The organism is Pseudomonas yamanorum (assembly GCF_900105735.1).
Classification (GTDB): Bacteria; Pseudomonadota; Gammaproteobacteria; order Pseudomonadales; family Pseudomonadaceae; genus Aquipseudomonas; species Aquipseudomonas yamanorum.
On sequence record NZ_LT629793.1, the window covers coordinates 4710815 to 4731071 of the forward strand.

Sequence of the window (20257 nt, forward strand, 5' to 3'; positions counted from 1 at the left end):
CCGGTTATCTGCCTGATGACCCAATAAAAACGATTGCAGACCTGCGCCGAGGGGACCGCCCCAGGCCGGGTTATTAAAGGAATAGTGCGATGATTTTTCCCCTGTCACGTCTGGGCCTTGTGGGGGTGGTGCTGTGCCTGTCCCTTCCCCTGCACGCCAACGAAGCCGACCCCACGCTGATCGAACAGGGCAAATACGTTGCCCAACTGGGCGACTGCATCGCCTGCCACACCGGCAAGCAAGGCGCGCAAATGGCCGGCGGGCTTGAGTTGAGCACGCCAATGGGCACGATCTATTCGAGCAACATCACCCCGGACCGCGACACCGGCATCGGTCAGTACACCTTTGAGCAGTTCGACCGGGTGATGCGAGAAGGTGTGACGCCCGCGGGGCAGAACCTGTACCCGGCGATGCCGTACCCGTCCTACGCGAAGATGAGCGAGGGCGACATGCGCGCGTTGTTCGCCTATCTGATGCAGGGCGTGAAAGCGGTGAACAAGCCGAACCTGGACGCTGAGATGGGCTTCCCGTTCAACCAGCGCTGGGGCCTGGCGTTGTGGAATTTTGCGTTCCTCGACAAGCAGCCGTTCGTGCCTGACCCGGCGAAGGATGAAGTACTTAACCGTGGCGCCTACCTGGTCCAGGGCCTGGGCCACTGCGGATCTTGCCACACCCCGCGGGGTATCGCCTTCCAGGAGAAAGCCATGAGTGATGCCGGCCGCAGCGGCCGGCATTACCTGGCCGGGGAGACCGTCGAACATTGGCGCGCCTTGAGCCTGCGCAACCTGTGGACGGTGGACGACACCGTGCAATTGCTCAAGACCGGGCAGAACCGCTTTGCCACGGTCTCGGGGAACATGGCTGATGTGATTCATCACAGTACCCAGCATTTCACTGACGCTGACTTGACGGCCATCGCGACCTATTTGAAATCCTTGCCACCGGGCAAGGATGATCTGCCGATGCCCGCCGTGGCACACGAGCCCGCCGCACCGCCTAAGGATCTGTTCACCAGCCGGGGCGGCCTGGGTTACATGCAGTTTTGCAGTGATTGCCACCGCAGCGACGGCGGCGGGGTGAAAGGACTGTTTCCGCAGTTGGCCGGCAACCCGGGCGTTGCTTCGAACAACCCGACTTCATTGCTGCATATCACGCTGACGGGGTGGGAAACGGCTGAGACCGCAACCCATCCACGGGTCTACACCATGCCCGGGTTTGCCCGGTTGGCGGATCAGGAAATCGCTGAAATCCTCAGTTTCGTACGCAGCAGTTGGGGCAACGAAGGCACGCCCATCAGCGCTGCCCAAGTGAAGAAAATGCGTGGTCAGCTCAACCCGGTCACCACCGATTCGTCAGCGTTCGAAACCCCGCGCCTGGCTGAGTTGCTGACGGCACCGAATGCCGATCAAGTGGTGCGCGGCATGCGCCTGCACCTGCAAACCAAGGAACTGCTGCCGAACAACGTGGGCAATGCCTTGAACTGCACCAGCTGCCATCTCAACGCCGGTACCGTGGCGGACGGTTCGCCGTTTGTGGGTGTCTCGGCGTTCTTCCCGAGCTATGCGCCGCGGGCAGGCAAGGTGGTGAGCCTGGAAGAGCGGATTAACGGCTGCTTCCGGCGTTCGATGAATGGCAAGCCACTGCCGGCGGAATCGGCGGATATGCAGGCGATGGTGGCGTACTTCGACTGGATGAAAAACAACACCCAGCCCGAAGATAAAGTCGCCGGGCGCGGGGTGGGCAAGGTCGATCCTGCGATCAAACCGGACATGGAGAATGGCAAGCAGGTCTATGCCAGGCAGTGCGCGGTGTGCCATGGCGACAATGGCCAAGGGTTGGCGCGGGCGGATGGCGAGTTGGTGTACCCGCCGTTGTGGGGCGAGCAATCGTTCAATATCGGGGCGGGGATGGCCCGGCTGTACACGGCGGCGGCGTTCGTGAAACGCAACATGCCGATTGGCTTCCACGAGAAATTCCCGTTGGGGCAGGGTGGCTTGTCGGATCAGGAGGCGGTGGATGTGGCGGCTTACTTCTCCCAACAACCTCGTCCGGATTTCCCGGACAAAGTGAAGGATTGGCCGAAGGGGGGTAAACCCGTGGATGCGCGGTACTAACCCCACAACCTGTTCGAAGTGGGCACAGTCAAGGTGGGAGCGGGCTTGCTCGCGAAGACGGTGGGTCAGTCACCCATGTATTGACTGACACTCCGCTTTCGCGAGCAAGCCCGCTCCCACAGTTTTAACCGAGTGCAGCCAGTTAGAAGGTGGTGCGCAAGCCAACCTGCACACTCCGCCCCGGCGCCGGGGCGATGTCCCGCAGGATCGAACTGGCGTAGCGCACGGTCTGGTTCGTCAGGTTCTCGCCGTTGACGAACGCCAGCCACTGGCTGCCGCCGACATTGAAGCGGTAGCCGGCGCTGGCGCCCAGGGTGGTGTAGCCATCGGTGCCGCTTTCGTTATCCGGCACCCGGCCCTGGCCCGCCGCGTGTTCAACGTCAATCCGCGCCTGCCAGCGATCCAGTTCCCACAGCAAGCCGCTGTTCAAACGCAACGGCGCAATCCGTGGCAAGGCTTCACCCGTGTCCAGGTTGGTCGCGCGGGTGTAGTCGCCGGACAGTTCCAACGCGAACTTGCCGTAGGCACCTTCCCCCAGCTTGATGTGATCCTGGGCTTCAAACCCTGCGAAACGCGCACGCACGCCGGAGTATTTGTACTCAGGAATGCCGCCGGCATCTTCCTCGCCTTCGTCATTCAGGGTGCGACCGCTGCCCAGCAGGCCGATGTAGTTGGAGAAGTGGCTGTAGAACACGCCGAAGCTGCCCTTGTGGGTGCCGTTGTCAAAGCGCAGCGCCAGGTCGCTGGACACCGCTTTTTCTTTCGACAGGTTGGCGTCGCCCAGTTCATAGGTGCCGGTGGCGACGTGAGCGCCGTTGGCATACAGCTCGTAGAACGTCGGGGCGCGTTCGGTGTAGCCGAGGGTGGCGGCCAGGGACCAGATTGGCGTGAGGGTGTACACCGCGCCAGACGACAGGCTGCCGGCGGTGAAGTCGGCGGACTTGTTGGCATTGGCAAAGCGCGCGTTGCCTTTGCCGTCGGGGTCGACGTTGGTGTGTTCCAGGCGCCCGCCGAGGCTCAGCTTGAGGCGCTCGGTGGCCTGCATTTCTTCGAGGATAAACAGCGCGCCGGCGTTGGTGTCGGTCTGCGGTACGAACGCTTCTTCACCCAGCGCCGAGAATTCGTTGCGGCTGACTTGCGCGCCCACCACGCCGTTGAATGGCCCGATCGGCAGGTGCCGCGCTTCAACCCGCGCTTCATAGCCCTTGTTCTTGAAGGTGGTGCCGGTCTCGCCGCCTTCGATTTCCATGTGCTTGTAGTCGGTGTAGCCGGCGTCGAGTTTCACCGAGGTGAACGGGCCTTGCAGGTTGCGGATCTCGGACGCAAAGGCGTAGTGATCCTGCTTCATGCGGATGCGCACGTCCTGCTCGGCCGGGGAGCCGTAGTTGCTGTCGTAGTTGCTGTAGGACAGCCCGGCGTAACCATCGTCCCAGGTGTAGGAACCGCCGACCGAGCCGCCATCCTGGCGCCCGCTGCTGTTGCCCAGGCGGCCGTTCTTGCCTTCACCGTCTTCGCTTTCCGGCGCGTGGCGGCTGCGGGCGAAGCCGGGGATTTTCAGGTCGTTGAATTCCCGGGCACTGGCGTCCAGGTGCAAGGCGAAGGTGCCGTTGCCGGCTTCCAGTTTGCCGGCGCTGCTGCGGGTGGTGTCGGCGCCGCCGTAGCGCAACTCACCGGCACCATGGATGCCTTCGATGGCTTCGGTGGGGATGCGGTTGTCGAAGGTATTCACCACGCCGCCGATGGCACTGCCGCCGTAGAGCAGGGCGGCCGGGCCGCGTACGATTTCGATGCGGTCGACGTTGACCGGGTCCAGCGGCACGGCGTGGTCATAGGACAGCGACGAGGCATCCAGCGCGCCCACACCATTGCGCAGGACGCGAATGCGGTCGCCATCCTGGCCACGGATGATCGGCCGGCTGGCCCCCGGGCCGAAGTACGACGACGACACGCCGGGCTGCTTGTTCAGGGTTTCACCCAGGCTGCCTTTTTGTTGCAGGGTCAGGTCATCGCCTTCGAGCACGGTGGTGGGCGAGGCGAGGGTTTCGCTGCCCAACGGGTTGCCGGTGATGACTTGGGGTTGCAGCTCCAGGGCGTTGGCCTGGGAGGTGATCAACAGGGCGGTGGCCAGCGGGGTGAGGCGCCAGAGAGAAGAGAGGGACATCGGTCGTTCCTTGGCAAACGGCAAAAAAAGAGAAGGCTGAAAACGGTAAGGGATTCGATACCCTTTGATAGTTATCGTTACAATATAACATCACTTTTTTCTCTGCCAAGGGGAACTTTCCCAGAACCCGCTCGATCGCTCCCACACTGATCGTTCCCACGCTCTGCGTGGAAATGCATCCTGTGACGCTCTGCGTCACCATTGCGCGGGGCTGAAATTTGCGTCGACCGCGGGACGCAGAGCGTCCAATTCGGCATTCCCACGCAGAGCGTGGGAACGATCGAACAGTGGCCTATAGTGAAGGCAGCGCTTCCACCGGCACGGCCCGTCCGCTAAGGTGCGCGGCTTCGTTTTCTTCTTTTCGCAAAAGGCCCGGCATGACCGCGACAAACAAAGACCCACTGCACGGCGTCACCCTGGAACAGGTCCTCACCGCGCTGGTGGCGCATTACCAATGGGAAGGCCTGGCCGAGCGCATCAATATCCGCTGTTTTTCCAGTGACCCAAGCATCAAGTCGAGCCTGTCGTTCCTGCGCAAGACACCGTGGGCGCGGGAGAAGGTCGAAGGTTTGTACGTGAAGTTGATGCGCACCAAGCGACCGGTCGAGGACTGAGGTGAAACGTCACCTTATCGGCCTCGCAGCCCTCGGCGGTTGGGCCGGCCTGGCGCTGCAGCAGTACATTATTTTCTACTTCCGCTGGATCGAGGGCGCCAGCCTGTTGCCGGGCCTGGTGAATTTCTTCAGCTTCTTCACCGTGCTCACCAACACCCTGGTAGCGGTAGTGTTGACCCACGCCTGGGTGCAACGGCCAACCGCGGCGAGCCGGTTTTTCCTCGGGCCTGTGGTCAGCAGCGGGATTGCCGTGAGTATTGTGGTGGTCAGCCTCGCGTACAGCCTGTTGCTGCGGCACATGTGGCAGCCCGCGGGGGTGCAGTTTGTGGCGGACGAACTGCTGCACGACGTGATGCCGTTGGTGTTTGTCGCCTATTGGTGGTGGTGCGTGCCCAAGGGCAGCTTGCGCCTCAAGCACATCGGGCTGTGGGTGATTTACCCGGTGGTGTACTTCGCGTACGCGTTGTTGCGAGGGTATGTGTGGGGTCTGTATCAGTACCCGTTCATTGACGTGGACAGGCTGGGTTATCCACAGGTGTTCATCAATGCCGGGGGAATTCTGGCGGGGTTTGTGCTGATTGCTTTGGTGGTGGTGGGGCTGGATAAAATCATCAAGCCCCGCACCTGATCACTCTTCTTCGCTGCCTTCCGCGCGCCAGTAACCAACCGCCTTGAGGAACGCCTCATTGACATTGTGCGTGTCCAGCAGCACCCGCCGCACCTGGCGTGACAGTTTGCTTTCGGTGGCGACGAAGCTGTACAGCGAACCGTCCGGCAGCGTCAGGTTCTGCACCGTCTCGAGCAGGTCATCCTGGCCGCGCACCACCCAGATCACTTCCACCTCGGCGGCGCTGTGCAGCGGCTGCTGTTCCGCCGCATTGGCGATCTCGATCACCGCCAATACCTTGCGCCCCGCCGGCAATTCGTCCAGGCGCCGGGCGATGGCCGGGATCGCGGTTTCATCGCCGATCAACAGGTAGCTGTCGAAGATATCCGGCACGATCATTGAGCCACGGGGCCCGCCGATGTGCAGGTGCTGGCCGACCTTGGCCTGCTCGGCCCAGGTGGAGGCAGGGCCATCGCCGTGCAGCACGAAGTCGATGTCCAGCTCGCCGATGTCCAGGTCGTACCGGCGTGGGGTGTAGTCGCGCATGGCCGGTTGTGGGCCATCGCCGCGCAGGTTGAAGTCGGGGCTGTCCAGCGCCGCTTGTTCGGCGGCGTTCTGCGGGAACAGCAGCTTGATGTGATCGTCACTGCCCAGGCTGATAAAGCCCGCCAGTTCCGGCCCGCCCAGGGTGATGCGGCGCATGCGCGGGGTGATGTCGACCACTCGCAGGACTTCGAGGCGGCGGCGTTTGATTTCGTGGGTCACGCGGTGGATGGCTTGGGTATTCATTGGGCTTTCCCGTCGGCAATGGCTTGGGCGGTGCTGTTGAGCAGCGCCGCGACACGAACGATTTCTTCCGGGCTCCAGCGCCCGTGGTGCGAATGCAAGGCGTGACGCAGGTTATGCACCGCCTCGTGGATTTCCGGCGGACGGTCCTGGCCGCGCAGCGAACGTTTGCTCACATCCATGCGCATGCGAATACCTTCGAGGGCAACCGCCTGTTCGCTTAAGAAGAGACGACCGGCGTCGGTGATTGTGTAGCGTTTTTTTCCGTCATCGGCGTCGCCGGTAATCAATTCGCTTTCTTCGAGAAAGGTCAGCGTGGGGTAGATCACGCCGGGGCTGGGGCTGTAGGCGCCGTCGAACAGGGTCTCGATCCGGCGAATCAGGTCGTAGCCATGGCACGGCTGTTCGGCGATCAGTGCCGGCAGCAGCAGTTTCAGGTCGCCGGGGGCGAAGACCCGTGGGCCACGGCCGCCGCGCTCTCGGCCTGGACGTTTGTCGAAGCCGTCGCGGCTGTCACCGGGGTCGCGGTGTGAATGATGGTCTCTCATTTCGGGTGCTCTCGTTTGGTTTAGATACAACGTAAGATATATCTTAATACCGCTGCAACCCCGACAGACGAACGGTCATCTCGCGCCGTGTGAGACGGGACTCGAAAACAGGCTGATCAGCGCACTGACTCTCACGACATATTCGCCAACTTGTTAGTTGGCGTTCCCCAGTAATTACTGTTGTTTTTTATAATATGTAATCCTATTCTTACGGACGTGTTCTGCACTAAATCATTCTTGTTAAGTTAATGTAGTCCGTTTCTTACGGCTGATTCTAAAGTTTTGGCAAAGTGCCATAATTTTCCTATGTGTCTTGGTATGACAAGGCTACGTGAATAAGCGAATCGACCGGCTTTCATATTCAAAATCGGAATGGATAATTGCCCGGCCTCGAACGAACTCCTGAATTGCAATACAAGTAATTGGAAAGCCTCCGATTTCCACTGTTTCAGGAAACTGTTCTGGCGCTTGGTTAATAAGTCCTGTGCGCAACTAAGCCGGGATTTCGTTTTGATTTTTAATACATATGAGCATCTGCAAATGAAGACTAAAGTAAAAGCTGCGCTGTTGACTGTCGGCCTGTTGGCGGGTTCGATCTCTGTTGCTAATGCGGCGGACGGGACGATTACATTTACCGGTTCGGTCCATTCGGGTGCTTGCTCTATCAAGCCTGAGTCTGTGGATCAGTCAGTTGCACTTGGCGCTATTGCAAAGCATCAGTTGCAATCCGGCGGCAAGTCCACCGCCCGCCCCGTGACTATCGAACTTGAAGGTTGCGACCTGTCTGGCCTCACCGATAACACCGTGACCACTACCTTCACCGGTGCGCCGTCCAGCGTTGTGCCTGGCGGCATCGGCACGGTCGGTAGCGCGGGCGGCATCGGCATCATGATGACCCACGGCGGCAAAGCGATTGAGCTGGGCGTGCCAACCACTCCGCAGGCCATTGTTGCCGGTAATAACACCCTGCAGTTCGGCGCCTACGTACAAGGCCAGGCGACAGGCGACATCGTTCCTGGTGATTTCAGCGCGGTCACCAACTTCACCTTGGCTTATCAGTAAGTGTTTCCCCCGCCACCACTGGTGGCGGGGGAAAACTGGCGGGAGATCAAGGTGAAAACATTCATAAGTCTCGCTATTGCCTCTTCATTGACGCTGTTCATCAGTCCTTGTGATGCCGCGCAGACGCGTGTGCAAGGCGATGGGCTCGTCACGCTGGGAGGCGAGATCATCGACTCGGCCTGCGGGCTGGAAGCGGTCACTGCCGATCAGACCATCGACATGCCTCCCGAACCCATCGGCCGCCTGTTGCGAGAGGGCGCGGGGCAAATGCAGCCGTTCCAGCTACGGCTGGTCAATTGCACGGTGACCCGTCCCGACCCGTTGCGCCCCGGCGAAACGCTGCCGGACTGGGAGCATCTTCGCGTGACGTTCGACGGGCCCAGCGATATGGGCGGGCGCTCCTTTGCAGCCTTTGGTGCCTCGCAGGGGGTTGCTTTCCATATTGAGGACGCAGCTGGCCAGGTGAGTGTGCCGGGAGTGCCGATGGCGTTGCTGCCGGTGGTTGATGGCGACATGACGCTTCATTACAGGCTCCGCCTGGTGGGCAACGGAGTGCCGCTGTTGGCAGGGGCTCACCGCGCGGCAGTGCGGTTCAAGTTGGAATACTTCTGAAGATTGAGTTGCGTGTATGTTGAATACGTCGAAAGTCATGAATACGCTGCGCCCCAGCCTCTTTGGCGGGTTGATATCACTGGCTGGAACTGCAATGGGCGCCGGGGATATTGAGTTTAATACCGACGTTCTTGATCTGATTGATCGCTCCAATATTGACCTGTCTCAGTTTGCACGCAGTGGGTTTATCTTGCCTGGCACCTACTCGATGGTGGTCCAGCTCAATACCCAGCCTATATCTGAACAATCGGTGGCGTTCTTTCACCCCGATGATGACCCCAAAGGCAGTGCGCCCTGTTTATCGCGTGAGCTTGTCGAGCAACTGGGCCTCAAGGCGTCCGGCGCTGACCAGCTCAAGTGGTGGAAAGGCGGGCAGTGCCTGGATGTCACGGGCTTGCCCGGCATGCAAGTCAGTGCCGACTTGGGCACCTCCACCCTGGACATCAACCTTCCCCAGGCCTACCTGGAATACAGCGCCATCAACTGGGACCCGCCGTCACGTTGGGATGAGGGGGTGCCGGGGTTGCTGGTCGACTACAACATGACGGCGCAGTCCAGCTACCGGAAAAGTAACGGTACGCGCAATGACCTCAGCGGTAACGGCACACTCGGCGCCAATGCCGGGGCCTGGCGCCTGAGGGCGGATTGGCAAGGGCGTGTCGAGAAAGACCGCGAGGCCCAGGCCAGTCGGCAAAAACTGGAATGGAGCCGCTATTACGCGTATCGCGCCGTTCCTGCGCTGAAGGCACGCCTGGTGGTGGGCGAGGACTACCTGTATTCGGACCTGTTCGACAGCTTCCGCTTTACCGGTGCCGGGCTCAAGTCAGACGAAAGCCAGCTGCCGCCCAACCTGCGGGGCTATGCACCGGAAGTGGTCGGGGTGGCCAGGACCAATGCAAAGGTTGTCATCAGCCAGCAGGGGCGTGTGCTCTATGAAACGCTGGTGGCGGCAGGCCCTTTTCGTATCCAGGACCTTAATGACGCCGTGTCCGGCACCCTGGATGTGCGGGTCGAAGAGCAGGACGGTTCGGTGCAGAAGTTCCAGCTCGATACGGCAGGCGTTCCCTACCTGACGCGTCCCGGGCAGGTTCGTTACAAGCTGTCTGCCGGGCGACCGTCCAACCTGCAGTACGAATCCCGCGGTGATTTTTTTGGCACCGGCGAGTTCTCCTGGGGGATCAGCAATGGTTGGTCGCTGCTGGGTGGTGCGATAACGGATAACAACTACCGTGCGTTGTCGGTGGGCGCGGGCCGGGATTTGCTGGCGTTCGGCGCCGTTTCTCTGGACGTCACCCAGTCTCGCGCCAGCCTGTGGAACCAGACACTCTCGGGTAAATCCTACCGCCTTCAATATTCCAAGAACTTTGAAGAGTACGACAGCCAGGTCACCTTTGCCGGTTACCGGTTTTCCGAGAAGAACTACTTGAGCATGAGCCAATACCTGGATGCTCGGCACTACGGGTTGAACGGTGAGCTGGGCGGACGCGGCGTGTTCGATGAAAACGGTAACTTCATTGAACACTGGAAACCCATTGGCGGTAACAAGGCGCTTTATACGGTGACGGTGAACAAGCAGTTTCGCGATCTGAACACCACGGTGTATGCCAGCTATAACAAACAAACGTATTGGAACCGGCCGGACACCCAGCGCTGGAACCTGTCGGCGTCTCGTTACTTCAACGTGGGTTCTGTCAGGAACATGAGCCTGTCGCTGAATTTATATCGCACCCATGAATACCAATATAAGGATAACGGAGCAGCGCTGACGGTCAGCCTGCCGTTGGGGCCCACCGGCACCTTGTCGATGGATGCCAACAGGGCCGGCGGCAAAAACAGCTTTACCACGCGCTACGCCGATCGTCTGGATGAACGTAACAGCTACCAGCTCAGTGCCAGCGATACCTCGGCCAGCGGCTACCTGAGCCATATCGGTGACCAGGCCGACATCGACCTCAGCGCCACGACGCAACAAGGCAATAACCGCACCCTCAGCGCATCCGTGCGTGGCGGCGGCACGCTCACGCCTTACGGTGGGGCGCTGCATCGAACCACCAGTACCGGCGGAACCCGCCTGCTGGTCGATACCGCCGGTGTGCCCGATGTGCCCGTGCGGGGTTACGGCACGCCGACCCGCAGCAACGCGTTCGGCAAGGCGGTCATCTCCGACATCACCAGCTACCAGCGTACGGCGGCCAGTGTTGACCTGGAGAAATTGCCCAGCGATGTCGAGGCCACTCAATCCGTGACGCAATTGACCCTCACCGAAGGGGCCATTGGCTACCGATCCCTGGAAGTGATTTCCGGCCAGAAGGCCATGGCGATTCTTCGCCTGCCGGATGGCAGCGCACCGCCCTTCGGCGCCACGGTGAAAAACCGCAAGCAGCAGGACACCGGGGTGGTGAATGACGGCGGGGATGTCTACCTGAGCGGCATTCAGGCCGGCGAGCAGATGATCGTCAGTTGGGGCGGCACCGAGCGCTGCGTCCTGACGCTGCCTGTCGAGTTGCCAGCGGATGCATTCACCGATGCCCTGCAATTGCGCTGCCAGACGGTAGCCGTCGATCAAGCCTCACCCGAGCCAGCCACCCTGACCGGCCAGCGAAACACTATGGAGAATCCATCCTCATGAAACACAACATACGTTTTACCTACGCACTGCTGCTGGTGGTCTTGAGCCAGAGCGCCAACGCCGCTGTCGGCCTGGACCGTACCCGCGTGATTTTCGATGGTGGCAAAGATGCAACCAGCGTCAACATCACCAACAACAACCCCCAGTTACCGTACCTGGCCCAGGGCTGGATCGAGGATGAAGAGGGCAAGAAAATCACCTCACCCTTGATCGTGCTGCCACCGGTCCAACGCCTGGAGCCCGGCAAGCAAAGCCAGGTGAAAGTCCAGGCGCTGCCGGCCGCCAAGTCGCTGCCCCAGGATCGGGAGACGGTCTACTACTTCAACCTGCGGGAAATTCCGCCGCGCAGCGACAAGCCCAACACCCTGCAAATCGCGCTGCAAACCCGGATCAAATTGTTTTACCGGCCGCAGGCAATTACCCCCACCCAGCAGGACCTGGCCAACCCGTGGCAGGAAAAACTGACCCTTACCCGGCAAGGCGATCACTACCGGGTGAATAACCCCACGCCTTACTACGTGACCCTGGTGGATGCGCGCAGCAGCAAGGACGGCAAGACCATACCGGGCTTCGAGCCGGTGATGGTCGCGCCCAAAGGCACGCAAGCCCTGGGGCCGACTGCCAAAGAGCTCGGTACCACCCCCTATTTGTCCTACGTGAATGATTACGGTGGCCGTCCGCTGCTGGCGTTCACCTGCAGTGGCGAGACGTGCAAGGTGAACACGCAACTGTCTGTGGCCAATCAGTAGTGCCTGCTGCCGGAGAACGTCATGAAGTTGCACACAGTGAAGGTCTTGGTCGGTCTGTTGCTGGCCCTGATGGGGCCGGCGCACGCCGCGGATGACGAGGATGTGGAGGGCATGGTCGGGATGCTCAACATTCTCGGGTCCATGCACGAAACCCCCTGCAGCCTGGAGATGGCATCCCTGCACCAGACGATTGACCTGGGCCCGGTATCGGCCAGCCAGTTGCAACGGCCGGGTGACCAGGCGACCTCCGTGGCCTTTCAACTGCTGTTCGAGGATTGTCGGCGCACTGCCGGCCGCATCGCCAGTGAGCGCACGGGAAACCTGACATGGAGCGCCTATCAACCGGTGCTGTCGGTCGCGTTCATTGCGCCGGCCGATGCCGATGATCCACGGCTGGTCAAGGTGCAAGGCATCACCGGGATGGGCCTGCGCCTGACCGATTCCCAGGGGCGCGATGTACAGCTGGGTTCAAGGGGCGAGCCGTTGTTCTTGCCCTTGGGCCGCAACACGCAGACCTGGAACGTCCAGCCCACGCGCACGCCGGCACCCCTGACCAGCGGTGCATTCCGGGCCGTGGTGGATTTCAGGCTCAATTATGAGTAAGGGCAGAACAATGACCAGGTTAACCGGCCCGCGGGCCATTTTTATCGGTGCGGGACTGCTGTGGGCGGTCAGCCAGGGCGTGCAGGCCGATACCAACCTGACGATCCGCGCGGTGATCATCGCGCCGCCGCCATGCGTGATTAACAGCGGTGGCACGCTGAATGTGCCGTTCGGCAATGACCTGCTGACGTCGCGGATTGATGGCGTGAATTATCGACGGGACGTGCCGTATACCGTCACCTGCAGTCCCCCCGTTTACAGCAACGCGATGACCCTGGAACTCAAGGGCGCGGCGGCCGGGTTTGATAACAAAGTGCTCTCGACCCCCAAGACCGACCTGGGTATCAAGCTATTCGCCAATGGGGTGGACTGGCCGCTGAACACGCCGCTCAGGTTTACCCATCCGACCTTTCCAGCCGTGCAGGCAGTGCCGGTGAAGCGCGCGGGCAGCACGTTGACCGGAGGGGCCTTTGCGACCGCCGCCACCCTGGTGATCGAGTACCAATGACGAGCCCTAATAAAGAGGAACGATCAATGACAAGTTGGCCGCAGCGAGCGTTGCTCGCCTTGTGTTCCATCGGCTTTTGCAGTGGTGCGTCGGCCAACCTGACGTTCAACGGAACGCTGAACGAGCCGCCGCCCTGCACGATTGATTCGGGCAGCACGATTGAAGTCGATTTCGGGGATGTCGGCACCAAGCGTATCGATGGCGTGAAATACCGCAAGGCCGTCGGCTACACCATCCGCTGCGGCGCCTCCACGCTGCCGTGGTTGTTGAAGCTGAGCGTCAAGGGCACAGAGACGACTTTTGATAACGCCGCCCTGCAGACCACTGCGCCTGACCTGGGGATTCGGCTGTATCAGAACAACGCGCCGTTTCGCCTCAACACGCCGCTGGACATCAGCCTGGCGGCACCGCCGACATTGGAAGTGGTGCCGGTCAAACGGCCGGGTTCGGTCCTGAAGGCCCAAGGGTTCACGGCGGTGGCCACGCTGTTGGCTGAATACCAGTAGGAGTCGAGTGTATGCGACACGCAATGATTCATAAGGGGCTGGCCCTGCTGCTGACCTTCGGCCTGGCGGCCACGGCGCAGGCGGTGGACAACCTGAGGTTCAAGGGCAACCTGGTGGAACAGGCCTGCTCCATCCGCCCGGGCGATGAAGCCATCACCCTGGAAATGTGGGACCTGACCAGTAAGCACCTCTACATCAACACACGCTCAGTGGGCAAACGTTTCACCCTGCACCTGGATGACTGCAATACCACCATCAGCGACTCGGTGACCATTCTGTTCAACGGTGCGGAAAACCGTGCGCTGCCCGGGTTGTTCGCCCTGGATGGTGGCAGTGGTGCCTCTGGTATCGGGCTGGGTTTGGAGACGCTGAGCGACAAACCGGTGCCGGTGAACAAGGTCGGCGACGAGCAGAAATTGAGCCCCGGCAACAACGTCATTCTGCTCAAGGCCTATGTGCAGGGTGAGCCGGATGCCCTGCGGGACAAGACCATCGGGCACGGCAGCTACCGTGTGACTTCGACGTTTACGCTGGATTATCCGTAACGGTAAACCGTTATGCATGGGATGAAAGAGAACAACATGAAACGACTATTTGGAGCCGTTGTGCTGCTTGCCCTGGCTGGCATTACGACGACCGTGAAAGCGGCTGATTGCCGAGTCAATGGCGGCAATTGGCAACGGGTGAACATTGGCGGGACGTTGAACCTGCAGGTCCCGGTGAATGTGCGACTGGAGGTGAATGAGCCGCGTATCCTCCTGTCCGGGGTGAGGATCGAATGTCGCTTCGAACCCGACAGTTATACCCCGGATGGACGGCAGGATTACTGGGCCACCGGGACGAGGATCGGCCCGGCCTGGTCGCCTGGTCCGAAGTTCGTCAACCAGACGACCGGTTTGCGCATAAATGGCACGTACCGCGACACGCCTATCCCGGCGGGTATCCGGATTGCGACCATGCCTAACAATACGACTCCGATCCCGATCGATGTCATTCCTTATATCTTGATCCGCAACAACCCGACCAACCCTATCGACATTCGAATAGGTGACACCCTCGGCGTGTTACGTCTCGACCAGACCAACAATTACGATAGCGGCTCCACGAGCCTGCAGCTCACGTACATCGCCAACAACGACTTCATCATTTCCCCATCGTCGTGCACGATCAACAATAACCAGCCGATCAATATCGACTTCGGCAATGTCCATCAGAGGGCGATAGGCACGGACCCCCTGTCCACCACCGTTCGTAAAGATCACACGCTCACCTACCGGTGCCCGGACCCGGGGATTACTACGCCGATCACCATTACCTACAAAGGCACGCCGTCTTCGTTCAACGCCAATGCGCTGGTGATGAGCAATGCGAACGTGGGTACGGCCCTTGTCCGTGGAGGGGCGGCGGTTAGAGTCAATGGCTCGTTCCTGACCCGTATCACCAACAGTTCCGGGAGCGACGTTGTAACGTTCGCCCTGGTCAAGCGAACCGGGTCCTTGCCTGTCGAGGGGCCGTTAAACGGCAGCGGCGTACTGGTAATGGGTGTGCCATGACACACCCATAGGGTCAGACCTGGCGCGTGACGCGGTTACGTTGTTTGCTGTGGCGCTCCAGGGCCTGGTGGGTCAACTCGCGCATCCATTGTTTTTCGCGGTAGCCCAGTTCGTTGAGCAGCAGGTTATAGCTATCGTCCGTCATGGGTTGCCCGGTCAGCACTTGCGGATGTGGCACACCCAGGGCGTCGGCGAGGCCCTTCAGCGTGAGCCTCAATGCTTCCTTCTGCTCGTCGGGCAAACCATTGGCCTGGGCCAGCCTGGCCTGGGCTTCCTGCAGTTCATCCAGGCGCGCGCATTGCTCGTCGAAATGCCGGGCATTGGCCTCAAGGGTGTTCGGGTGGTGGTCGTGCAGGCACTGTTCCCAATAGGGCTCCAGCAGCATCTGGTTGACCAGGCCGTCACCTTCGCCCAGTTCCAGCACGGTGCTGTAGGCCTGTTCGATTTGCGCCGCTTTCACGTCACCGGTGTCGCGGTACAGCATATGTTCTGACAGCCAGGGCAGGTCGAGGCGCTTGGCCAGGGCGGTCTGGTAGCTCAGGTAGACCTCCACGTCGTCCACCTTGCCCATCACGCCTTCCCGTCGTTGCGAACGCAGCCATTGGCCGAGGCCGCCTTCGGCTTCCGGTTTGAGCCGATGGGCAATGTCCTCGCTGGCGATGCGGTTCAATTGCTTGAGCCGTGCATTGCCCTTGGCCAGCGTCACCAGTTTGGCCTCGCGCTCGCTGGCCGAGGCGGAGTAACGCTGGGCTTCGCTGACCAGCACCTCGATGCCCAGGTCATTGAAAATCTGTGCACTGCCGTCGGCGCACAGGCCGGGAAAACTGGCCATCCTGAACAGCTTTTCACGTAGCGCCGTGTCGTTGTGGGCCGCCTCCAGCAAACGCCAGACGCGCTCGCGCAACGTTTCAAGATTGTCCCAATAGGTGTCCATGTCCTGGGGCCGCTGGAAGAAGTCGGGCGCTTCAAGAGCCTTGATCACCTCGAACAAACCCTGGGAGCCGTGCTCGCGTTCCACCGCTTGCCACAGTGCCTGGCGCCTGCCCAGTAACGGCTGCCTGACCCGTTCCAGCCACGGGCCGCTCTCTCCACGGGGTTCATAGTGGCGGTTGGGGTCCAGTCCGGCGGCTTCGCGGTACTGCTCGTACAGCAGGCGCTGGTCGTTGAGCAGGGCGTTGCGGTCCAGGCGGGTGTGGGCGACGGTCCGGGCCTCGGCGCTGTTGGCCATGAGCGCTGGCACATGATCAATCCGGGTTTGGCTCAGGTCCAGTAGGAAACCCTCCTCCCGTGGATGGGCAAACAGCCCGGTGGGCCATTGGGTGATGGGGGTGCGGCTCAGGAACAGGCGGCGCAGGTGCGGCATTTTCGAGATGTTCGGGGGCTGCGTCAGCGGGTTTCGGTACAGGTTCAGGTTGCGCAGGTGCTTGAGGTTTTTAAGGCGCGCAACGTCGCCGTTGAGCAGCGTGATCTGGTTTTCTCCCAGGTTGAGGTCACGCAGGTAGCGCATGTTGGCGATGGGCTCGGGCAGCCGCGTCAGTTCATTCGCACTGACGTCCAGCTCCCGCAGGGACGGGAACGCCTGCAGAAAGGGCCACTGGCTGTCGTTGAACATGCAGTTGGCGAGCTTCAGTTGGGTGACGTGCTCGAAACCATTGCCCAGCAGCGGCAGGCTGCCGGGCAGGTCCAGGGCGCTGAGGTCCAGGCTCGCGCCGCTCTGCACCTGGCCCCAATCGTCGCGGTGCTCGGCGAGGCGGTCTTCCCAGCAGCGATAGAGTTTGTGCGCAATGATATTTTTACGCAGTTTTTCCTCCCGGGCCATGCGGCTGTTTTTGGGATGAGGGCCGGGCAGGCGCTTCCATTGCTCCAGCTCCCGGTGCAGGTTGTGCCGCTGAAGGACCAGGCGATTGAGGACCTGATTGTTCAGCCCTGGGCCGATCTCATTGAGGAACCGCTGCAGGCGCACCTCCTCCAGGGTCGGGAACAGACTGGCCAGCACCTCCCGGGCGCGGGCCTGGCTCAGATGCTCCTGGGCGCGGCGCAACCCGCCGAGGGCCGCGCCGCCGAGCAGGGTGGTGGTCTGCGCGTCTGCCGTACTGCGCAGCGGTGGCTCGGCCAGCACTCGGCGCCGTTCGGCCAGGGGTTCGAGAATTGCCATCAGCCAATGCTTGAGCCCGGCGCCCTGGCCGGGCCGGTAGCCCAACTCGCTTTGCTGGGATTCGGACAATGCACGCAACAGGCATTCATAAAGGGTATCCGGGCCGTGCAGGCGTTGGCCCTGTTCATCGAACAGTTCGTAGCCCACGTGGGCCTGGCGCACCAGCACCCGGCGCCGGCTGGCATCGGCTGCCCCGGCTTCACAGCGCAACGCACCGTTGACCTGGCGATCACGGATTTGCAGGTGCAGGTCGCCAAAGCCATCGCTGTGGCGCTTGAGGGTGTTGAGCACCAGGCGCTCGGTGCCTTCGGTGATCGGCCAGGGCGAGAAGAACCCGGCGTAGGCCTGGGCACTGTGCTGGGCGAAGCTCAGTTCGCTGGCCTGGTTGAGCAAACGCAGCGGTACGTGTTGGTCCAGGGTTTGCCGTTCGGCCGGGGTGGCGCTGGCCAGCAGGGTTTCGGCCAGGGGCCGGTCCAGCGGGCTGACCTGCTCGCGCAACCGACGCACATGGGGATCGGCGCTGAGCTGGCGGGCGTTGTGGATGTAGTCGGCGATGTCACCTGTCTGGCGCGCCACCGAGTCCGCCAGTTGATCGCGCAAGGTTTGCACGCGCAGGTCTTGCGGTACGTCGCCGCCCAGCAGTTGCTTGATCGACGGCTCATCGAGAAACCCCAGCACCCGCGCCGGCAACTCGCCGGACATCACCTCGGCCAGGCTCAGTTGCAGCGTGTCGGCCGGCGATGCATCCGGGTTGGCGTACTTGTGGGAGTCGCCGGTCTTGTCCGAGCGCACGAACACTTCCAATGCCTTGGTTTGGGGCCAGCCCGGCAGCTCGGTGATGGTCTGCTCGAACCAGGCGGACGTTGCATCCAGCGGCAGAGGTGCGCCGGTACGCAGGGTGTGCACGGTCTGCGTGGCCGCGTGCCGGGCTTCGTAGCGATTGAGGGTGGCTTCCAGCAGCGGCGGGGTCGGCCGGTTTTGCACGTAAAGGTTGCGCAATACACCGTCGTCGGCACCGCTGATGCGTTGCATCTGCTGCAGTTGCTGGTCGCTGAATGATGCGGCTCGTGGCCCCAGGCGGCGCATCAGTGTGGTGCTGTCCCAGGTGCGCGGTTGCTCGGCTTCATGCACGAAGGCGCCACTGCCGTTGAACCGCACCTGGGGTTGATAGGCGTTGGCGCGCTGCGGATGGGCGATACGCGCGTCGCCGGTTTCAGTGTCTGCCTGCACTTCGAAGTGAGCGCCTTGCAGCGCGAGGATCTGCTTGCCCTGATGGGTGTGCAGGCCGTCGACACTGGACGGCTGGTCGAGGTTTTTCACAGCATAGGGCGCAATATCCGGGTGCCACAGGCGCGCGCTGCCGTCGGGCCGCACCACCGGGCGCAAGCCTTCGACGAAGGGGCTGAGCTTGAGCCGTGCGACATGGCCCAACTGGCTGGCGGCGCCGAACAGGGCAAACTGGATCACGCTGTCGGCCACCGCGACCACTTGCTCTGCCGCCTCGGCTCCACGCCCCTGGGCCCAATCGACAATCCCCTCGAACACCTCGTCGGTGATCTGGTACAGGCTGTAGGCGAGCATCGCTTCGCCCAGCAGCGGCACGAAAGGCGTCAGCACCAGCAGCGCTGCGTTGAAGATATCCCCGAGGATTTTTTCCAAGTTGTCCCACCAGGCCCAGCGCGCGTGGCGGTCAGCGGTGGCGGTGGGCACGGCGATGTCCAGGGCATCGTTGACGATCTTGTTCAACTTGAGGCGGTACTGGTAATTCCATAGGTCATTTTCGGCGGCGAGCGTTGAGCGATTGACGTGATCGTCACCGATGGCCTGCACGCTGAATTGCAGATTCGGCTGGGTGATCGGCGTGTCGCGCCAGCTGGGGCGCGGGTCGGTGTGTGGGGTTTGATGCCAACGCACACGGCTCAGACGCGTATTGAGCCCGGCAAAGAATTCACCGCGCCGGGCATGGTCGATGAACTGGCTGAAGAAGGTCTGGTAGCGCTGCTTGTCCCGCAGTTTTTCCGTGAGATGACTGAGGAAGGCCGCGGGCGAAGGGTATTGCTTCAAGGGGGGTTCGGGGTCTGCGGGGATATACACCAGCACCTTGCCTACCGGCCGGGTGGGCTGCGGCACAAACAGCAGCAGGATGCCGGTCAATGCCGTGTTCATCAGGCTCAGGGTATGGCATTCAAGGGGCAGGCCCTCCAGCAGTGCGACGCGGCCGGCGATCAGGTCGAGCACGGCGCCATGGGCATCGGCGTCGATGTCCCGGTTGATCAGGGCCAGGTGCGCGGCCGTACCCAGGGCCGTCTTCTGGGTGGCAATCATCTGCAGGCGCACAGCCCGGGTCACCGCCGCGTCATAGAACCCCAGGGCTTGGCGCAGGCTTTTCTGATAGCGGGCGCCCAGGTCCAGGGTGCGGCAGATTTGCTTGAATTGTTCAGCGGTCAATACCGCGCCGGTGGTGGTGTGGCGCAACGTCAGTACATCGCGCTGCCCGCGTGGGTCTTCGGCGGACATGAAGGCGTAATCGACGAAGGTGTCCGAGGCGGCAAAGTTGGCCAGCGCGGCGTCCAGCAGCGACAGGGTTTTGCTTTGCTCCCCGCGCTTGAAGTCATGCACCCACCAGGCAACCGTGGCGCTGGCGTACAGCCGCAGGTAGGTGGTTTTGACGTCGATATCGCCATAGGCCTTCAAGGCATTTTTCAGCAACGGTTCGGCGAAGGCGTACACGTCGGTTAGTGCCTGGAATCGTTGGTCCATCGCCGTCTGTTGCTGCCAGTGTTCGGCAATGGCGGGCTTGAGCGCCTGGTGCTGTCTGGCGCTGGCATGGGGATAGTGGCGGATGCCTTGGCGAGCGACGTCGTTGAGTGCGCGCAGGCGATGTGGCGAGGTGGTTTTCAGCCAGTGCGGCAGGGCGTTTTCGATAAACGCGTGGTGCAGGGACTGGTCGGGTATGTCGGCCATGGGGGCAACCTGTAGAGCTCAAAAAGAAGGCTTGAGTCTATGCACCGGCACGGCTGCGGATAAGTTTGAATAGTGGGTGGAAACTG

At 61.5% G+C, this 20257-nt stretch carries 16 protein-coding genes; 12 read left to right on the plus strand and 4 right to left on the minus strand.

Features of this window, described 5'->3' with window-relative positions:
• Window positions 1-89: 89 nt before the first annotated feature.
• On the plus strand, window positions 90-2114 hold the full coding sequence (locus BLU46_RS22145) for a c-type cytochrome (RefSeq protein WP_093205447.1): 2025 nt from the start codon (window positions 90-92) through the stop codon (window positions 2112-2114).
• A gap of 142 nt (window positions 2115-2256) precedes the next feature.
• Here the strand turns inward: BLU46_RS22145 and BLU46_RS22150 are convergent, their stop codons facing one another.
• Window positions 2257-4275 carry a TonB-dependent receptor gene (locus tag BLU46_RS22150; protein WP_093205449.1) on the minus strand — a complete coding sequence of 673 codons (2019 nt, stop codon included), beginning with the start codon at window positions 4273-4275 and terminating at the stop codon, window positions 2257-2259.
• 377 nt (window positions 4276-4652) lie between these two features.
• Between BLU46_RS22150 and BLU46_RS22155 the strand changes: the two genes are divergently transcribed.
• Together BLU46_RS22155 and BLU46_RS22160 are read left to right on the plus strand one after the other, a co-directional pair.
• Window positions 4653-4889, plus strand: coding sequence for a VF530 family protein (locus BLU46_RS22155; RefSeq protein ID WP_003216406.1), 237 nt, complete (start codon window positions 4653-4655; stop codon window positions 4887-4889).
• A gap of 1 nt (window position 4890) precedes the next feature.
• On the plus strand, window positions 4891-5517 hold the full coding sequence (locus BLU46_RS22160) for a Pr6Pr family membrane protein (RefSeq protein ID WP_063027342.1): 627 nt from the start codon (window positions 4891-4893) through the stop codon (window positions 5515-5517).
• Here BLU46_RS22160 and BLU46_RS22165 read toward each other — a convergent pair whose 3' ends face one another.
• Entirely contained in the window at window positions 5518-6285 is a 768-nt protein-coding gene (locus BLU46_RS22165; protein WP_063027343.1) for a siderophore-interacting protein, read from the minus strand.
• Window positions 6282-6830, minus strand: a complete 549-nt coding sequence (locus BLU46_RS22170; protein WP_063027345.1) for a PadR family transcriptional regulator — start codon at window positions 6828-6830, stop codon at window positions 6282-6284. The genes BLU46_RS22165 and BLU46_RS22170 overlap by 4 nt, the downstream gene beginning before the upstream one ends.
• Window positions 6831-7370: 540 nt before the next feature.
• Here BLU46_RS22170 and BLU46_RS22175 point away from each other — a divergent pair.
• From BLU46_RS22175 to BLU46_RS22215, 9 genes are read left to right on the plus strand one after another with little or no spacing between them, the layout of a single operon-like run.
• On the plus strand, window positions 7371-7892 hold the full coding sequence (locus BLU46_RS22175; RefSeq protein ID WP_063027347.1) for a fimbrial protein: 522 nt from the start codon (window positions 7371-7373) through the stop codon (window positions 7890-7892).
• Window positions 7893-7943: 51 nt separating this feature from the next.
• A complete protein-coding gene (locus BLU46_RS22180) occupies window positions 7944-8504 on the plus strand; it encodes a fimbrial protein (RefSeq protein ID WP_063027350.1) in 561 nt (186 codons plus the stop codon).
• A 16-nt stretch (window positions 8505-8520) separates the two neighbouring features.
• Window positions 8521-11133, plus strand: coding sequence for an outer membrane usher protein (locus BLU46_RS22185; protein ID WP_148666945.1), 2613 nt, complete (start codon window positions 8521-8523; stop codon window positions 11131-11133).
• A complete protein-coding gene (locus tag BLU46_RS22190; RefSeq protein WP_063027354.1) occupies window positions 11130-11882 on the plus strand; it encodes a fimbria/pilus periplasmic chaperone in 753 nt (250 codons plus the stop codon). Before BLU46_RS22185 ends, BLU46_RS22190 begins: the two co-directional genes overlap by 4 nt.
• 21 nt (window positions 11883-11903) lie before the next feature.
• Window positions 11904-12485: a fimbrial protein gene (locus tag BLU46_RS22195; RefSeq protein ID WP_093205451.1), complete on the plus strand. Its 582-nt coding sequence runs from the start codon at window positions 11904-11906 to the stop codon at window positions 12483-12485.
• Between the two features lie 10 nt (window positions 12486-12495).
• Window positions 12496-12993 carry a fimbrial protein gene (locus BLU46_RS22200; RefSeq protein ID WP_063027358.1) on the plus strand — a complete coding sequence of 166 codons (498 nt, stop codon included), beginning with the start codon at window positions 12496-12498 and terminating at the stop codon, window positions 12991-12993.
• 26 nt (window positions 12994-13019) lie between these two features.
• Complete coding sequence (locus BLU46_RS22205) at window positions 13020-13499, plus strand: fimbrial protein (RefSeq protein ID WP_093205453.1); 480 nt, start codon at window positions 13020-13022, stop codon at window positions 13497-13499.
• An 11-nt stretch (window positions 13500-13510) separates the two neighbouring features.
• Entirely contained in the window at window positions 13511-14044 is a 534-nt protein-coding gene (locus BLU46_RS22210; RefSeq protein ID WP_093205455.1) for a fimbrial protein, read from the plus strand.
• A gap of 36 nt (window positions 14045-14080) precedes the next feature.
• On the plus strand, window positions 14081-15052 hold the full coding sequence (locus BLU46_RS22215) for a fimbrial protein (RefSeq protein WP_093210180.1): 972 nt from the start codon (window positions 14081-14083) through the stop codon (window positions 15050-15052).
• Between the two features lie 13 nt (window positions 15053-15065).
• Here BLU46_RS22215 and BLU46_RS22220 read toward each other — a convergent pair whose 3' ends face one another.
• Window positions 15066-20171 (minus strand): NEL-type E3 ubiquitin ligase domain-containing protein, encoded by a 5106-nt coding sequence (locus tag BLU46_RS22220; protein WP_093205457.1) that lies wholly within the window; start codon window positions 20169-20171, stop codon window positions 15066-15068.
• Window positions 20172-20257: the final 86 nt, after the last annotated feature.

What these genes read in the sequence shown, in the direction of transcription:
- BLU46_RS22145 (WP_093205447.1), top strand. Translation starts at nt 90, where the DNA reads ATGATTTTTCCCCTGTCACGTCTGGGCCTTGTGGGGGTGGTGCTGTGC.
- BLU46_RS22150 (WP_093205449.1), bottom strand. Translation starts at nt 4,275, where the DNA reads ATGTCCCTCTCTTCTCTCTGGCGCCTCACCCCGCTGGCCACCGCCCTG.
- BLU46_RS22155 (WP_003216406.1), top strand. Translation starts at nt 4,653, where the DNA reads ATGACCGCGACAAACAAAGACCCACTGCACGGCGTCACCCTGGAACAG.
- BLU46_RS22165 (WP_063027343.1), bottom strand. Translation starts at nt 6,285, where the DNA reads ATGAATACCCAAGCCATCCACCGCGTGACCCACGAAATCAAACGCCGC.
- BLU46_RS22170 (WP_063027345.1), bottom strand. Translation starts at nt 6,830, where the DNA reads ATGAGAGACCATCATTCACACCGCGACCCCGGTGACAGCCGCGACGGC.
- BLU46_RS22175 (WP_063027347.1), top strand. Translation starts at nt 7,371, where the DNA reads ATGAAGACTAAAGTAAAAGCTGCGCTGTTGACTGTCGGCCTGTTGGCG.
- BLU46_RS22185 (WP_148666945.1), top strand. Translation starts at nt 8,521, where the DNA reads ATGTTGAATACGTCGAAAGTCATGAATACGCTGCGCCCCAGCCTCTTT.
- BLU46_RS22190 (WP_063027354.1), top strand. Translation starts at nt 11,130, where the DNA reads ATGAAACACAACATACGTTTTACCTACGCACTGCTGCTGGTGGTCTTG.
- BLU46_RS22195 (WP_093205451.1), top strand. Translation starts at nt 11,904, where the DNA reads ATGAAGTTGCACACAGTGAAGGTCTTGGTCGGTCTGTTGCTGGCCCTG.
- BLU46_RS22200 (WP_063027358.1), top strand. Translation starts at nt 12,496, where the DNA reads ATGACCAGGTTAACCGGCCCGCGGGCCATTTTTATCGGTGCGGGACTG.
- BLU46_RS22205 (WP_093205453.1), top strand. Translation starts at nt 13,020, where the DNA reads ATGACAAGTTGGCCGCAGCGAGCGTTGCTCGCCTTGTGTTCCATCGGC.
- BLU46_RS22210 (WP_093205455.1), top strand. Translation starts at nt 13,511, where the DNA reads ATGCGACACGCAATGATTCATAAGGGGCTGGCCCTGCTGCTGACCTTC.
- BLU46_RS22215 (WP_093210180.1), top strand. Translation starts at nt 14,081, where the DNA reads ATGAAACGACTATTTGGAGCCGTTGTGCTGCTTGCCCTGGCTGGCATT.
- BLU46_RS22220 (WP_093205457.1), bottom strand. Translation starts at nt 20,171, where the DNA reads ATGGCCGACATACCCGACCAGTCCCTGCACCACGCGTTTATCGAAAAC.